Source organism: Mesorhizobium sp. WSM4828 (assembly GCF_055811175.1).
In genome coordinates, this window is record NZ_JBVVQK010000060.1 from 1 (window position 1) to 14,420 (window position 14,420).

Here is a 14,420-nt window from a genome sequence, read left to right on the forward strand (position 1 = left end):
CGCCCGCGCCCCCCGCGGCGGCGGCGGGGCGGGCGCCCCCCCCCCTCCCCCCCCCACCCCCCCCCCCCGCCCCCCCGGCCCCCCCCCGCCCCCCCCCGCGCCCGTCTTGGCACCCCCCGAAGTCTTGGCACCCCCCGCAAACGGCAATTCGAAATTGAGCGGCGCCATCACCGCACGTCCGTTGACGAGCTTGCCGTCGATGAGGTTCATCGGCGGCGAGCCGACGAAGCTCGCCACGTAGGTGTCGTGCGGATTGTTGTAGATCTCGTACGGCGTGCCGGTCTGGACGATGCGGCCATGGTTGAGCACGCCGACTTTGTCCCCCATCGACATCGCCTCGATCTGATCGTGCGTCACGAACAGGAAGGTAGCGCCAAGCTGCATCTGCAGGTTCTTCAATTCGGTGCGTAGCGCCTCGCGCAATTTGGCGTCGAGCGCCGACAGCGGCTCGTCCATCAGGAATACCCGCGGCTTGCGCACGATGGCGCGACCGATCGAGACGCGCTGCATCTCGCCGCCTGAAAGCCTGTCGGTCTTGCGGTCGAGCAGATGCTCGATCCGCAGCGTCCTGGCGGCGCGGTCGACACGATCCTTGATCTCGGCATCGGGCAGCCGGCGGATCTTCGGCTTCAGCGGAAATTCGAGATTTTCGCGCACCGTATAGCGCGGATAAAGCGAATATTGCTGCAGCACGAGCGCCACGTCGCGCTCGGCCGCGCCCCAGTCTGCGACATCGACGCCATCGATGAAGACCTGACCTTCGCTCGGTTTTTCCAGGCCGGCAATCATGCGCAGCGTCGTCGTCTTGCCGGCGCCGGTCTCGCCAAGCAGGACGAAGAACTCGCCATCCGCGATATCGAGATCAAGCCCGGTCAAGGCGGTGTGGTTACCGAACTTCTTTGAGATGTTCTTGAGCTGGATGTGGGCCATCAGAGTCTCACTCCCAGCGATTTGCCGCTCGCCGTGTCGAAGAAATGCGCCTGGCTGGGATCGATTCTGACGAAGACCCTTTCGCCGGGACCCCCGATGAAGCCGCTCTTGGTGCGCGCACGCAGCATCTTGGAGCCGACCTTGAGGTCGACGATGTCGAAGGACCCGAGCGGCTCGACGATCTGCGTCTCCACCGGCAAGAATCCCTCGGCGGCTTCGCGGCGGACGAGGACGCCTTCCGGCCGGATGCCGAGCGCGAGCTGGCCGCCGGCATGGCCGTTGAGCTTCGACAACAAGGCGCGCGGGAATTCGAAACCGGCGGCCGCATCGCCGACCGTGACCGAGGCCGATGAGGCTTTCTCGGTCACCGAAGCGTCGGCGACGTTCATCACCGGGCTGCCGACAAATTGCGCGACGAAAAGATTCGCCGGATGCGAATAGACCTCGTCCGGCGAGCCGACCTGCTGCAGCACACCTTCATGCATGATGACGATGCGATCGGCGAGGCTCATCGCCTCGATCTGGTCGTGGGTGACGTAGATGCTGGTCGAGCCCTGCTTGATGTGAAGCCGCTTGATCTCGGCCCGCATCTCCTCGCGCAGCTTGGCATCGAGCGCCCCGATCGGCTCGTCCATCAGCATCGCCTTCGGCCGCCGCACCAAGGCCCGGCCGATGGCGACGCGCTGCATGTCGCCGCCCGACAGCGCCGACGGTTTCTTGGCGAGGAGATCGCTGATCTGCAGCGTCTTGGCGACCGAGCGCACCTCGCTGTCGATCTCGGCCTTGCTCTTGCGCGTCGCCCTGAGCGGAAAGGCGATGTTCTCATAGACGCTCATATGCGGATAGAGCGAGAACGACTGGAAGACCATGGCGATATCGCGATCGGCGGCCTTGAGGTGCTGGACCGGCTTGCCGTCGATGAGGATGTCGCCGCCGTCGATCGTCTCCAGCCCGGCAATCGCCCTCAGCGTCGTCGTCTTCCCGCAGCCCGACTGGCCGAGCAGCACGATGAACTCGTTGTCGTCGATCTTCAGGTTGAGGTCCTTGATGACCTGGACGGCGCCGAAATATTTCTGGACGCCGCGAAGCTCGATCTGGGTCAATGCTGTGCCCCCGGGTTTGCCCCTTGCCCGGTGCCGGCCTTCTCCTCCGGCGCGATCTTGGAGGTGATGTTGAAGCCGATCAGGCCGATCAGGATGATGGTCACGCCGTAGCTGTGCAGCAGCATGTTCCACGGCTGGCAGAGCGCGATGATACCGAGCACCATCAGCACTTGAGAGCCTGGTTCGAGATATTTCTGGTTGATGTCGCGAAAGCTCATTTGCGGATCGCTCCAAACGACATTCCGCGCAGCAGATGGTTGCGGAGCAGGAAGGTGAAGATTGCGACCGGCAGCAGGAACAGGAAGGTTCCGGCAGCAATCACCGTCCAGTCCGGCAGGCCGGAACCGACCTGGCTGGGGATGAAAGGCGGTGCTGTCTGGGCGCGACGACTGGTCATGATCAGTGCGAAGGCATATTCGTTCCACGCCGTGATGAAGCAGAACACGGCGGTGGCGGCGATGCCGGTGGCGGCCTCGGGCAGCACGATCTTGAAGAAGGCCTCCATGCGCGTATAGCCGTCGACTAGGGCCGCCTCCTCATACTCCTTCGGGATCTCGTCCATGAAGCCTTTCATCAGCCACACCGAGAAGGACAGGTTGAAGGCGGTGTAAAGGATGATCAGGCCGATATGGGAATCGTTGAGGCCGACCGCCCGGTACATCAGGAACATCGGAATCGCGACGACCACCGGCGGCAGCATGCGCGTCGACAGGATGAAGAACAGCAGGTCCGCCTCGCCTTTTACCTTGAAGCGCGAGAACCCATAGGCGGTGAAGGTGCCCATGCCGACGGCCAGGACGGTCGAGGTTATGGCAACGATCAGCGAGTTCATGAAACGGCTCGGATAGCCCGACCACTGCACCTGGCCCTTGCCGTCGCGCACGATCTTTTCGCCGCCATTGAAGACGACGCGCTCCCACCACGGCGCAGCCGCGTACTCCTCCGGCGACGGCGGGCTGCGCAGCTGCGAACGCTTGGTGAACAACTTGACGAAGGGCGATATCTCCGGCTGGAAAACCACCGTCGGCGGAATGGTGGTGGCGAGGTTGCGCGGCTTGAACGCCGTCGAGGCGATCCAGTAGATCGGCGCCAGGAAGATGATCGTCACCAGCAGGACAGCGACGATGGCGACCCGGTTGAAAGTGATTTCGGAAGAAGTGCGGACTGCGGCCATCTCAGCGCTCCTTCACCTTGTTGAGGTATTTGACATAGATGTTGGTGATCGCCAGCACCATGATCAGCACGATGTAGGCGAGCGCGCAGGAACGCCCGGTCTGCCATTCCTGGAACGCCATCTTGTAGAGCCGGATCGAGATCAGCTCGGCCGTCGGCTGGCTGGTCAGGATGTAGGCGAGGTCGAAGGTCTTGAACGCCTCCATGGTGCGGAAGATGACCGCGATCATCAGGATCGGCGCAACCAGCGGCAGCGTTATGCGGAAGAAGGTATAGAACGGCCCGGCCCTGTCGATCGCGGCTGCCTCGTAGAGATGCTTGGGCACGGCCGACAGGCCGGCCAGCGACAACAGCATGACGAAGGGCGACCACATCCAGATGTCGGTCAGCGCGACCGCATAGAGCGCCATTTTCGGATTCGACAGCCATTCGAAGGTGCCGAGGCCCAGCGCATAATTGATGATGCCGAAGGACGGATCGTAGAGCAGCTTCCAGAACAGGCCGACGACGGCCATCGACAGCATCATCGGCAACAATAGGAGCGTCGTCAGCAGGCCCTTGAGCGGAATGTCGCGGTTGAGCAGCATGGCCACGCCGAAGCCGACGAGCAGCTGGCCGGCGACCGAGATGATGACGTATTTTGCGGTGATGGCGAAGTTGGACCAGACATAGGGATCGCTGAGCAGGTCGCGATAGTTTTGCAGCCCGACGAAATTCGCCGCCGCGCTGGTCGAGGCGCGGAAATCGGTGAACGAATAGCCCAGCGAATAGATCAGCGGGAAGATGTTGAAGACGATCAGAAACAGGATCGTCGGGATGATGAAGAGATTGCGGATCGAAATGTCGCTTAGACCGCGAGCGGCGGCCCGCGAGGACCTGTCCAGCGTGGTGATCATTGTGGTCGCCAAGACCCTGCTCCCAGTTCAGAAATCAGAAAGATTTCAAAAATCAGAAAAAGAAACGGAGGAGGCACGAACGCCCCCTCCGTGAAACTTCATGCTTATTGGCCGCGGCCGTATTTCTTGAAGGTCGCGTTCCAGTCGGCTGCCAGTGCGTCCAGCGTCTCCTTGGCGGTGCCTTCGCCGCCGATCATGTAGGGATAGATGCGCTGGTTGAGCTGTTGCAGCAGTTCGGCATATTCCGGAACCGCCCAGAAGTCCTTGACCTTGAACATGGTCTCATAGAACGCCTTGTTATAGGGCGTGGCGTTCTGGAATTCGGGCGACTTGAGCACGGCGGCACTGCAGGTGTAGCCGCCAAGCGCTGCCCATTTCTTCTGGGTCTCGTCCTTGATGAACCATTCCAGGAACTTCGTCGCCTCTTCCTGCTTCTGCGAGTAGGAAACGATGGAGATGCCCTGACCGCCGAGTGCGGCGAACTGGTCGCCGTTCGGGCCGGGAGGATTGGCGAAGAAACCGGTGTTCTTGGCATTCGGGTTCGACGCCTCGTTGATCAGCGAGGGGAAGAACGCGAAGTAGTTCATGCTCATCGCGGCCAGGTTTTCAGTGATCGCCTGGTTGTCCTCGACGAAGAACGACTTGGCCCAGCCCGGGGGCGTGAACTTGTAGAGTTCCTTGTAGGCGTCGAGCGCCGCGACCGCCTTGTCGGAGTTGATGAAGCCATCGACCTTGTAGGTCTTATAATCACCCAACTCGCCGCCAAAGGAGAACAGCGCGTTTTCGAAGCCCATCGCCATCGCGTCATACGAATTGTCGGTGTAGATGGCGATGCCGTATTTCTTCTGGTCCGGACGGTGGAAGAATTCGGCGATATCGCGCAGCGCCTTCCAGTCCTTCGGCACGTCGAGATCGTAGCCATACTTGGCCTTGAAGGCTTCCTTTTCCTTGGGGTCTTCGAACCAGTCCTTGCGATAGGACCAGCCGACGGCGTCGCCTTCGAGCGGAATGGCCCAGTACTTGCCGCTGCCGCCTGGATATTCGGCATAGTATTTCACCGTGGCCGGTGCCATCACTTCACCGACCTTATGCTTGTTGAAGAAGTCGGTCAGGTCGACATAGTGGCCACCGGTCGAGCCGGCACCGAGCCATTGCGAGTCGCCGACGACCATATCGTAGGCGTCGCCATGGGCGTTGAACTCGGTGAAGGCCTTGGTCTGGAAGTCGGGCCACGGTGTGGTTTCCACCGTGATCTTGACGCCGGTTTCCTTCTCGTACTCGTTGCCGAGTTCCTGCAGGTAATTGGCCGGATCCCATTCCGCCCAGAAGATTGTAAGTTCCTTTTCCTGCGCGTAGACGGACGTTCCGCAGGCGAGCACTAGGCCGATACCAGCAAGCAAGCTGGTCATTGTCTTGCGCATAATGATTTCCTCCCTTGTGCGCATTCTACCGCGTCATGCGAGCCGGCGGCGAGGCCGGCCCTGGTAGTCCTCCCGTGACGGCACCGTTCCGGTTTTTGAACCTCCTCGTTCAACCGAAACGGATCTTAGCCTTCACCCTTGATCCGCTTTATTTGTCCTGATCTGGTATTACCAATTTCAGACGAACGTCAAGCCCTTTCTTGGACGGTGGCGGACACGCAGACAAGTTGGTTTCTGCGATATCTGCCTGTTTTCCCTGAATTTTCCTACTCGTTGATACATGAATGCCTTACCTGGGCCGCTGCATCGCTAGTAGTATGAACAATCAGGTTGAAAATCTGGTCGAACCAGATTGGCGTTATCTAGCGGCCGTCGTCGGCGCGATCCCATCTCCTTCAATCATCGATTCGGTCATAGCCGCGCGCACCAGAGCGCCGGCCGTCCACTGAGCGACCGACATCATTCTGCGGCTATCCAATCCCCATATATCCTTCAATACGATGAGCATCTCAACACCGAAGATCAATGACAGCGCCTGCGCGAGCCGCTTGAATTCGCGCGGCGGCAACCGGCCTTTGAGTGGCGCGATCGCATCCTTCAAAAGGTCGACGCGATGGCCGCGCGTGAAGGCCGGCTCACCACCCAGCGTCCCTGCCTGTCGCTGCGCCCACTGGTCGAGCGACAGTTTCAGCGCCGCCTTGAACGTCGCTTCGAAGGCCTCGATGCGCGGCATGGCGGTCTCGAACAGCTCGGCGACCCGGCGCTCGGGATCGGCAGAGCTCGATTGCCAGGTAAGGATCGGCCCGAGCCCTTCGTCCACCACCGCCTGCACCAGCGCCGCCTGGCTCGGAAAATACCGATAAGCGGTGGCGCGGGAGACTTCCGCTGCTTCCGCCACCTCGCTGACGGAGGGCGTGGCGCCCGCCTGCATCAGCTTTGTCGCCGTCTCCAGCATGAGACGCCTGGTGCGCGCGCGGGCCCCGCGCTCTACCCGCGGGCTGGCGCCTTGGCCGGCGTCGTCGTTCACTGTCGCTTGTTGACGTGAGACATCCATGTCAATACGATACGCGCGTCTCAAAAAATTGCAATGGCCCTTCGCCCATCGAACGGCCGGGCAAACGGGTGGCAGCGCCGAGCACGCCCAAGACCGGGGAAACGCGATGAAGCGGATCTATGTGGTGGGCACCGCCGACACCAAGGGCGAGGAACTCGCTTTTCTGTCCGATGCAGTCGCCGCTACCGGCGCTTCGGTTGCTCGTGTCGACATCGGAACACGCGGCGCGACCGTGCCGGTCGATATTTCGGCAGACGAAATCGCCAGCCACCATTCTGAGGGTCGCAATGCCGTGCTCGGCATCGACGATCGCGGCACCGCGGTGGCGGCAATGGCCGCCGCCTTTGCACGGTTTGTCCAGTCGCGCAGCGATATTGCCGGGATTATCGGCATTGGCGGCGGTGGCGGTACCTCGATCATCACCGCAGGCATGCGCACGCTGCCGCTCGGCCTGCCCAAGATCATGGTTTCGACCTTGGCTTCCGGCGACACCGCACCCTATGTCGACATCTCCGACATCGTCATGATGCCGTCGGTGACCGACATGGCCGGCCTCAACCGGCTTTCCCGTGCCGTGCTGCATAATGCTGCCCAGGCCATATCAGGCATGGCGGCAAAGCCGGCGCCACCGCCCGAAGGCAAACCATCGCTCGGCCTCACTATGTTCGGCGTCACCACGCCATGCGTGACCGCGATCGCCGATGAGCTTCGTTCCACCTATGACTGCATGATCTTCCACGCCACCGGCACCGGCGGCCGCACCATGGAAAAATTGGCTGACAGCGGCCTGTTGTCCGGCGTCATCGACATCACAACGACCGAAGTCTGCGACTTGCTGCTTGGCGGCGTGCTGCCGGCGACCGAAGATCGCTTTGGCGCCATCGCCCGCACCGGGCTGCCTTATGTCGGCTCGGTCGGCGCGCTCGACATGGTCAATTTCTGGGCGCCGCCGACAATTCCGGAACGCTATCGCGGCCGGCTGTTCTATGAGCACAATCCAAACGTCACACTGATGCGCACCACTGCCGACGAAAGCAGAACGATCGGCGAATGGATCGGTACAAGGCTGAGCCTCTGCCAGGGTCCGGTTCGTTTCCTCATTCCGGAGAAAGGCGTGTCGGCGCTCGACATCGAAGGCGGCGCCTTCTTCGACCCTGAAGCCGATGCCGCATTGTTCGAGGCGATCGAGCGTACCATCAAACCCGCCAAAACGCGGCGCGTGCTGCGCCTGCCGCTGCACATCAACGACCCCGAATTCGCCTGGGCTGCCACAACGGCCTTCCTCGACATCGCCAGACAGTGAGACACCAAGACATGACCGCCATACCGCGCAAGAAAATCCTGGAGAAATTCCGCAAGATGATCGCGGACGGCGTTCCGATCGTCGGCGGCGGTGCCGGCACCGGCCTGTCGGCTAAGGCAGAGGAAGCCGGCGGCATCGACCTGATCATCATCTACAATTCCGGCCGCTACCGCATGGCCGGGCGCGGCTCGGCCGCCGGCCTGCTCGCCTATGGCAACGCCAACGAGATCGTCAAAGAGATGGCCTACGAAGTGCTGCCGGTAGTGAAGAAGACGCCAGTGCTGGCCGGCGTCAACGGCACTGATCCCTTCGTCATCATGCCGCTGCTTTTGGCCGAGTTGAAGACGATGGGCTTTTCCGGTGTGCAGAACTTTCCGACCATCGGCCTGTTCGACGGCCAGATGCGGCAGAGTTTTGAAGAAACCGGCATGGGCTTCGGGCTCGAGGTCGACATGATCGCCGAGGCTCACAAACTCGACCTGTTGACCACGCCCTATGTCTTCAATCCAGACGAGGCGCGCGCCATGACAACAGCCGGCGCCGACGTCGTCGTCGCCCATATGGGGGTGACCACCGGCGGGTCGATCGGCGCGACGTCGGCTAAATCGCTGGACGATTGTGTCAGCGAGATCGACGCCATTGCCGAAGCGGCACGCTCAGTGCGCGAGGATATAATCCTGCTTTGCCATGGCGGGCCGATCTCGATGCCGGACGACGCCAGATATATCCTCAAGCGCTGCAAGGGCCTGCACGGGTTCTACGGCGCCAGTTCGATGGAGCGGCTGCCGGCGGAAGCCTCGATCGCCAGGCAGACGGCGGATTTCAAGGCCGTCACGTTCGGCGCTGCGTAGAGACCAGCAAAAGAAGGGTGGGACGATGACCGACAACAGCAAGGTATTCGTATATCCAAAAGACGTCAGCGCCTTCGGCTTCGACTGGGGCAGGCTGTCGCTGACGGTCGCTCCCGAAGTGAACGGCGCGAAGCGCTTTTCCGGTGGTGTCGTCGACCTGCCGTCGGGCAAGGGCCATACGCGTCATAACCATCCGGGTGCCGAGGAGATCATTTTCGTCATCTCAGGCAATGGCGAGCAGATGGTCGAAGACGAGAAGGGCAATCCGGTCGTCGAGAAGGTCGGCCCCGGCTGCACCATCTATGTGCCGGAAAGCCGCTTCCATTCGACGCTCAATACCGGCGACGCGCCGATGCAGCTTTTCGTCGTCTATTCGCCGGCCGGGCCGGAATTGGCACTGCGCGACCTGCCGGATTTCAGGTTGCTGCTGCCAGGCGGGAATTGAGATAGACGGCGCCTAAGCTCCACCCCTGTTCCAGCCCCTGCCGCGATCGCCGAACATGACGTAGCCGGCATCGGTCACCGCCACCGTGTCCTCCAGCTTGATGAAGCCGCGCGTCGGGTGGAGCATGGTCGTCTCGACCGAAAGCACCATGTTCTTCTCCAGCGGCTTTGCGGCATAGGTGCCTTCATAGGTCACCGGATGGTTGGTCATCAGGAACGGCGCTTCGTGCGTGATCAGCCCCATGCCATGCGCGAAGAAATCGGTATACGGCGCAACCTTCGACGCTTTCAGCACGCCTTCGGCATGAGAAATCATTTCACCGCCCAGCGTGCCCGCCTTGACCTTGGAGAAGGCCGCCTGCTGCACTGTGTCGATCTCGGCCAGCAGATCCTCGAGTTCGGCGTCAGGCTCACCCAGCACGCCCATGCGGCAAAGGTCGCCGATATAGCCGTGGTAGTTGCCGCCGGAATCGATCGACATAACCTCGCCCTTTTTCCACGCCTGCGGCGAGGCAGCACGGTTGTGGCTGGAGCCTAGCGTCAACAGGCAATATTCGAAATGCGCGCCACGATTGGTCTCCTCGCGCCTGAGCTGTTCGATGATCTCGCTCTTGGTGGTGCCTTCGCGTGCCCAGCCGATGGTCGCCAGCATGGAATCGGTGATCAGCTCCGAAGCGATACGCAGCTTTTCCAACTCGGCCTCGGTCTTGATTGCCCGCATGCGCTCCAGCATATCAGTCGCGTCGATCAGCTTGGCGTCCGGCAGCGCGTTGCGGATCAGCATATAGGCGTCGGACGGCAGGAAGGCGGGCTCGATGCCGATGCGGGCATTGCCCTTGCCTATCTTCCGCAAATGCTCGACCGCCAGATTGGCGGCATCGAGCGTACCCCAGCAGGCGGCATGCAGTGTCGGCGTCCAGAACGGATGGTTCTGGTGCTCGCCGCCCTCCATGCGGTTGCCGATATAGGCGGCATGCTCCGGCCCACCTTTCTCATAGACGACGACAGGCAGATAGCGGCTATGGCCGATCGCATCCATGGCGGCGAAGAAGATGAACTTGTAACCGCCAAGCAGATATTGCGTGTTGTGCTTGGAGGTGGCGAGCAGCACGTCGATGCCGGCCTCCTCCATCAGCCCGTCCACCCTGGCCTGGTCGAACGGCACGCTGTCGACGGCATTCTTGCCTGGGGCAATGTTCATGTCTCTCTCCCTGAAATCCCTTGGCGGGCCGCTCGCAGGCACCGGCTTTTCCGGGCTCTGATCCTCGGCTATGCTTAAATCTGCATCATTTTGCCCGATCTGGTCCAGCCAGAATGGCGAACCAGCTCCAAAAGCTGCTCCACCTGCTGCACTTCACCCCAGTCTGGTCCTGCCAGAATCCGCGCGTCGAACCGTTTCTGTACAACTGGTCCAGCGGACGGAAATTTCAAAGCCACGTAAAGATGCGCCAATTCCGTCTTTGGCGAAACCCCGCACAAGGCCCATAATCAGCTTTGCGGGATGCTCACCAGCGTCCGAGGGGTACGGCGCACCCGGCCGGGTCGCGGAGAGGACGGAGTTCGATCATGCCAGAGTTCACCATTTCCAGACGGACGATGCTTGCGGGTTCGGCATTGCTGTTGGCCTCCACCGCGATGCCGACGATCGGCTCGGCGCAGACGCCGAGAAAGGGCGGACGACTGGTTGTCGCCGCTGATTCCGAGCCGCGCAACCTCAATCCGGCGATTGTCGCCTCGAACGGCGTCTTCTTCATCTCGAGCAAGATCGTGGAAGCCTTGGCCGAGGCCTCCTTCGGCGGCAAGGACGGGCTCGAGCCACGCCTGGCGCTCAGCTGGGAAGGTGCCGCCGACGGCCTGTCTGTGACGTTCAAACTGCGCGACGGCGTCAAATGGCATGACGGCAAACCCTTCACCTCAGCCGATGTCGCGTTCTCGGCGCTGCAGGTCTGGAAGCCGCTGCAGAATCTCGGCCGCACCGTGTTCAAGGACCTGGAGGCTGTCGACACGCCGGACGAGGCGACCGCCGTGTTCAAATTCGCCAAGCCGACACCGTTCCAGCTGATCCGCAACGCCTTGCCGGCGCTGAGCAGCGTGGTGCCCAAGCACATCTACGAGACCGGAAAAATCGAGGACAACCCGGCCAACAACGCCCCGGTCGGCACCGGACCGTTCAAATTCGCCGAATACAAGCCCGGCCAATATTACCGGCTGGAGAAGAACACCGACTATTGGGGCAAGGACGAGCCCTATCTCGACGAGATCATCTATCAGGTGCTGCCCGACCGCACCTCCGCCGCCAGCGCACTCGAGGCCGAAGAGATCCAGCTCGCCGCCTTCTCCGCCGTGCCTCTGGCCGATCTCGACCGCATCTCCAAAGTGTCCGGACTCAAGGTGATCACCAAGGGTTATGAAGGGCTGACCTATCAGCTCGTCGTCGAGATCAATCATCGCCGCAAGGAGCTGGCCGACCTGAAAGTACGCCAGGCGATCGCTCACGCTATCGACAAGGATTTCGTCGTCAAGACGGTGTTTCTCGGCTATGCCGCCACCGCCACTGGCCCGGTGCCGAAGAACGACCCGCAGTTCTACACCGCCGACGTGCCGACCTATGCCTTCGACGTCGCCAAGGCCAACGCCTTGCTTGACGAGGCCGGCTACAGCCGAGGCGATGACGGCAAGCGCTTTTCGCTGAGTTTGCTGCCAGCGCCCTACTTCAACGAGACCAAGCAGTTCGGCGACTATCTGCGCCAGGCGCTCGCCGCCATCGGCATCGACGCCCAGCTGGTCAACAACGACTCAGCCGCGCATATTAAGGCTGTTTACACCGACCACGCCTTCGACCTTGCGGTCGGGCCGCCGGTATTCCGCGGCGATCCGGCGATCTCGACCACCATCCTGGTGCAGAGCGGCATTCCCGACGGCGTGCCCTTCTCCAACCAGGGTGGCTACAAGAACGCCGAACTCGACGCCCTGATAGCCAAGGCATCGGAGACGCTCGACACCGCCGCCCGCACCGAACTCTACAAGGAGTTCCAGAGAAAAGTTGCCGCCGACCTGCCGCTGATCAACGTCGCCGAATGGAGTTTCATCAGCGTCGCTCGCAACACGGTCAAGAACATCGCCAACAACCCGCGCTGGGCGGTATCGAACTGGGCGGACACTTATTTGGCGAGTTGACCTCCAGACTTGCAGATCTACGGCCTGGGTGCTCAGATTCGACAATGAGAGTTCCTTCGCGCCCCCCTCTGTCCTGCCGGACATCTCCCCCACGAGGGGGGAGATTGGCAGCGTTGGCGCCTCGCCCAGTCCTGCAACGTAGGAGATTGGCCAAAGCCGCAATGACGGCCGATCTCCCCCCTCGTGGGGGAGATGTCCGGCAGGACAGAGGGGGGCGCCGTAGAACGCAATCTCAAGTGGCCGGCAGCGGTGCCCTTTCCCCATGAGCCGCGCCGTCATCCTCCTTCGCCGCCGTCTCGTCGGCAGCATCTTCGTGCTGCTGATTGTCGTCATCGGCACGTTCCTGTTGCTCGAAGCCGCTCCCGGCGACGCGGTCGATGCCTACATCGTCTCGACCGGCGGCGACGCCGGCATGATCGAGCTGTTGCGTCACCGCTGGGGGCTCGACCAGTCGGAGCTGACGCGGCTCGCCAACTATCTTTGGGCGCTGCTGCATCTCGATCTCGGCCAATCGGTCACTTTTTCGCGGCCGATCCGTGACGTCATCCTCGAGCGGCTGCCCAACACGCTGCTGTTGATGGGCAGCGCCACCGCGCTCTCCTTCGGTCTCGGCTCGGCGCTCGGCATCTATGCCGGCGCCAGACCCGGCAGCTTCCGCGATCGCTTCCTGTCTATCGGTTCGCTGGCGCTCTATGCCGTGCCGGGCTTCTGGCTCGGGCTTGTGCTGATCATTGTCTTCGCCGTCGACCTGCGCTGGTTTCCGATCGGCGGCATCGAGAGTATCGTCTCGGCCAGGACCGGCCTCGACCGCGCCGCCGATATCGCCCGCCATCTCGTCCTGCCGGTTTCGGCGCTCGGCTTCATTTATCTCGCGCTCTATCTCCGCATGATGCGCGCCGGTATGGCCGAGGTCTGGCGACAGGACTTTGTGCTGGCCGCCCGCGCCAGGGGACTTTCCCGCCGTCGCATCGTGCTCGCTCACGTCGCCCGTAACGCGCTGTTGCCGCTGGTCACCATGCTCGGCCTGCAGTCCGCGCAAATGCTGGGCGGCAGCGTCGTCATTGAAAGTGTCTTTTCCGTGCCAGGCCTTGGCCGGTTGGCGCAGGAAGCTGTGGCAGCACGCGATACGCCGATGCTGCTCGGCATCATTCTCGTCAGCGCCGTCCTGGTGGTCATCATCAACCTTCTCGTCGACATCGCCTACGCCTTCCTCGATCCGCGCGTCGGGGCCAGTGAGGCCGGCGCGTGAACCCGCTTCGCCGCTTTCTTCGCACGCCGGAAGCGATCGCCGGCGCAGTCATCCTGGCGGCGCTGTTTGCCGTGGCACTTGCCGCACCTTTGTTCTTTCCCGGCGATCCGCAAGCGATTGCCGGGCCGGCATTGCTGCCGCCGTTCCAGGATTGGTCGCTGCCACTCGGCACCGACCGCCTCGGCCGTGACGTCCTTGCCGAGCTTTTGCACGGCGCCCGCACCTCGCTGGCGGTCGGGCTGGCTGCGGCAGCCGCCGCCCTTGCCGTCGGTGCCGTGATCGGCACGGTGGCCGGCTTTGCCGGCGGCCTTGTCGACGAGATGCTGATGCGCATCACCGACGCTTTCCAGACCGTCCCAGCCTTCCTGCTGGCTTTGGCTTTCGTCAGCATCGTCGGGCCGTCGCTCGGCGTCGTCGTCGCGGCGATCGCGCTGGGCGCCTGGACCGGACCGGCACGCGTGGCGCGGGCCGAAGTGCTGTCGATCCGCGAGCGCGATTTTGTTGCCGGCGCCCGCGTCATCGGCATGCATCCGCTGGAGATCGCCTTTCGCGAGGTGCTCCCCAATGCGCTGCCGCCGGTAATGGCCTTGTCGTCGGTGATCGTCGCGGCGGCGATTCTCACCGAAGCGGCGCTGTCCTTTCTCGGCCTCGGCGATCCCAACCGGGTTACCTGGGGCGGCATGATCGCCGAAGGCCGCGGCCGGGGGGGGCCCCCCGCCGGGGGGGGGGGGAAAGAGGGGGCCCCCCCCGGGGGGGGCCCGGGGGGGGGGGTTTTATACCCCGGCGGGCGGGGGGGGGCGGCCCGGGGGGGGGGGGGCG

14 protein-coding genes are annotated in these 14,420 nt (G+C 62.6%); 6 read left to right on the forward strand and 8 right to left on the reverse strand.

The genetic code is table 11. The features are described from left to right. The 7 genes from AC0L2X_RS31530 to AC0L2X_RS31560 form a co-directional block, all read right to left on the reverse strand. Positions 1-930 (reverse strand): ABC transporter ATP-binding protein (locus AC0L2X_RS31530; protein WP_473601094.1); only part of this gene is annotated, 930 nt, incomplete at its 3' end. Continuing rightward, positions 930-2,033, reverse strand: coding sequence for an ABC transporter ATP-binding protein (locus AC0L2X_RS31535; RefSeq protein WP_473601095.1), 1,104 nt, complete (start codon positions 2,031-2,033; stop codon positions 930-932). The genes AC0L2X_RS31530 and AC0L2X_RS31535, both read right to left, overlap by 1 nt. Next, positions 2,030-2,251 carry a hypothetical protein gene (locus tag AC0L2X_RS31540; protein WP_023675179.1) on the reverse strand — a complete coding sequence of 74 codons (222 nt, stop codon included), beginning with the start codon at positions 2,249-2,251 and terminating at the stop codon, positions 2,030-2,032. The genes AC0L2X_RS31535 and AC0L2X_RS31540 overlap by 4 nt, the downstream gene beginning before the upstream one ends. Next, positions 2,248-3,207 carry a carbohydrate ABC transporter permease gene (locus AC0L2X_RS31545; RefSeq protein ID WP_292661213.1) on the reverse strand — a complete coding sequence of 320 codons (960 nt, stop codon included), beginning with the start codon at positions 3,205-3,207 and terminating at the stop codon, positions 2,248-2,250. The genes AC0L2X_RS31540 and AC0L2X_RS31545 overlap by 4 nt, the downstream gene beginning before the upstream one ends. A 1-nt stretch (position 3,208) precedes the next feature. Continuing rightward, the gene (locus AC0L2X_RS31550; RefSeq protein ID WP_254816733.1) at positions 3,209-4,114 is read right to left on the reverse strand and encodes a carbohydrate ABC transporter permease; all 906 of its coding nucleotides are present in this window, start codon (positions 4,112-4,114) and stop codon (positions 3,209-3,211) included. 92 nt (positions 4,115-4,206) lie between these two features. Next, the gene (locus tag AC0L2X_RS31555; protein ID WP_473601096.1) at positions 4,207-5,523 is read right to left on the reverse strand and encodes an ABC transporter substrate-binding protein; all 1,317 of its coding nucleotides are present in this window, start codon (positions 5,521-5,523) and stop codon (positions 4,207-4,209) included. A 358-nt stretch (positions 5,524-5,881) separates the two neighbouring features. Next, positions 5,882-6,577: a TetR/AcrR family transcriptional regulator gene (locus AC0L2X_RS31560; RefSeq protein ID WP_473560512.1), complete on the reverse strand. Its 696-nt coding sequence runs from the start codon at positions 6,575-6,577 to the stop codon at positions 5,882-5,884. Between the two features lie 106 nt (positions 6,578-6,683). Between AC0L2X_RS31560 and AC0L2X_RS31565 the strand changes: the two genes are divergently transcribed. Genes AC0L2X_RS31565 through AC0L2X_RS31575 form a run of 3 tightly spaced genes read left to right on the forward strand, consistent with a single transcriptional unit; the run spans position 6,684 to position 9,176 of the window. Continuing rightward, complete coding sequence (locus AC0L2X_RS31565) at positions 6,684-7,880, forward strand: Tm-1-like ATP-binding domain-containing protein (protein ID WP_473601097.1); 1,197 nt, start codon at positions 6,684-6,686, stop codon at positions 7,878-7,880. An 11-nt stretch (positions 7,881-7,891) separates the two neighbouring features. Next, positions 7,892-8,731, forward strand: coding sequence for a phosphoenolpyruvate hydrolase family protein (locus tag AC0L2X_RS31570; protein ID WP_473601098.1), 840 nt, complete (start codon positions 7,892-7,894; stop codon positions 8,729-8,731). A 25-nt stretch (positions 8,732-8,756) separates the two neighbouring features. Continuing rightward, entirely contained in the window at positions 8,757-9,176 is a 420-nt protein-coding gene (locus tag AC0L2X_RS31575) for a cupin domain-containing protein (RefSeq protein WP_352491789.1), read from the forward strand. A 12-nt stretch (positions 9,177-9,188) separates the two neighbouring features. Here the strand turns inward: AC0L2X_RS31575 and AC0L2X_RS31580 are convergent, their stop codons facing one another. Further along, positions 9,189-10,376, reverse strand: coding sequence for a M24 family metallopeptidase (locus tag AC0L2X_RS31580; protein WP_473601099.1), 1,188 nt, complete (start codon positions 10,374-10,376; stop codon positions 9,189-9,191). Between the two features lie 365 nt (positions 10,377-10,741). Between AC0L2X_RS31580 and AC0L2X_RS31585 the strand changes: the two genes are divergently transcribed. The 3 genes from AC0L2X_RS31585 to AC0L2X_RS31595 all read left to right on the forward strand — a co-directional run. Continuing rightward, positions 10,742-12,352, forward strand: coding sequence for an ABC transporter substrate-binding protein (locus AC0L2X_RS31585; protein WP_473601100.1), 1,611 nt, complete (start codon positions 10,742-10,744; stop codon positions 12,350-12,352). A gap of 262 nt (positions 12,353-12,614) precedes the next feature. Further along, the gene (locus AC0L2X_RS31590; RefSeq protein WP_473560521.1) at positions 12,615-13,601 is read left to right on the forward strand and encodes an ABC transporter permease; all 987 of its coding nucleotides are present in this window, start codon (positions 12,615-12,617) and stop codon (positions 13,599-13,601) included. Further along, the coding region (locus tag AC0L2X_RS31595; protein ID WP_473601101.1) for an ABC transporter permease at positions 13,598-14,420 on the forward strand (823 nt) is incomplete at its 3' end. The genes AC0L2X_RS31590 and AC0L2X_RS31595, both read left to right, overlap by 4 nt.

Excerpts from the sequence above, each read along its gene's own strand:
- AC0L2X_RS31540 (WP_023675179.1), bottom strand. The coding sequence starts at position 2,251 with ATGAGCTTTCGCGACATCAACCAGAAATATCTCGAACCAGGCTCTCAA.
- AC0L2X_RS31545 (WP_292661213.1), bottom strand. The coding sequence starts at position 3,207 with ATGGCCGCAGTCCGCACTTCTTCCGAAATCACTTTCAACCGGGTCGCC.
- AC0L2X_RS31555 (WP_473601096.1), bottom strand. The coding sequence starts at position 5,523 with ATGCGCAAGACAATGACCAGCTTGCTTGCTGGTATCGGCCTAGTGCTC.
- AC0L2X_RS31560 (WP_473560512.1), bottom strand. The coding sequence starts at position 6,577 with ATGGATGTCTCACGTCAACAAGCGACAGTGAACGACGACGCCGGCCAA.
- AC0L2X_RS31565 (WP_473601097.1), top strand. The coding sequence starts at position 6,684 with ATGAAGCGGATCTATGTGGTGGGCACCGCCGACACCAAGGGCGAGGAA.
- AC0L2X_RS31570 (WP_473601098.1), top strand. The coding sequence starts at position 7,892 with ATGACCGCCATACCGCGCAAGAAAATCCTGGAGAAATTCCGCAAGATG.
- AC0L2X_RS31575 (WP_352491789.1), top strand. The coding sequence starts at position 8,757 with ATGACCGACAACAGCAAGGTATTCGTATATCCAAAAGACGTCAGCGCC.
- AC0L2X_RS31580 (WP_473601099.1), bottom strand. The coding sequence starts at position 10,376 with ATGAACATTGCCCCAGGCAAGAATGCCGTCGACAGCGTGCCGTTCGAC.
- AC0L2X_RS31585 (WP_473601100.1), top strand. The coding sequence starts at position 10,742 with ATGCCAGAGTTCACCATTTCCAGACGGACGATGCTTGCGGGTTCGGCA.
- AC0L2X_RS31590 (WP_473560521.1), top strand. The coding sequence starts at position 12,615 with ATGAGCCGCGCCGTCATCCTCCTTCGCCGCCGTCTCGTCGGCAGCATC.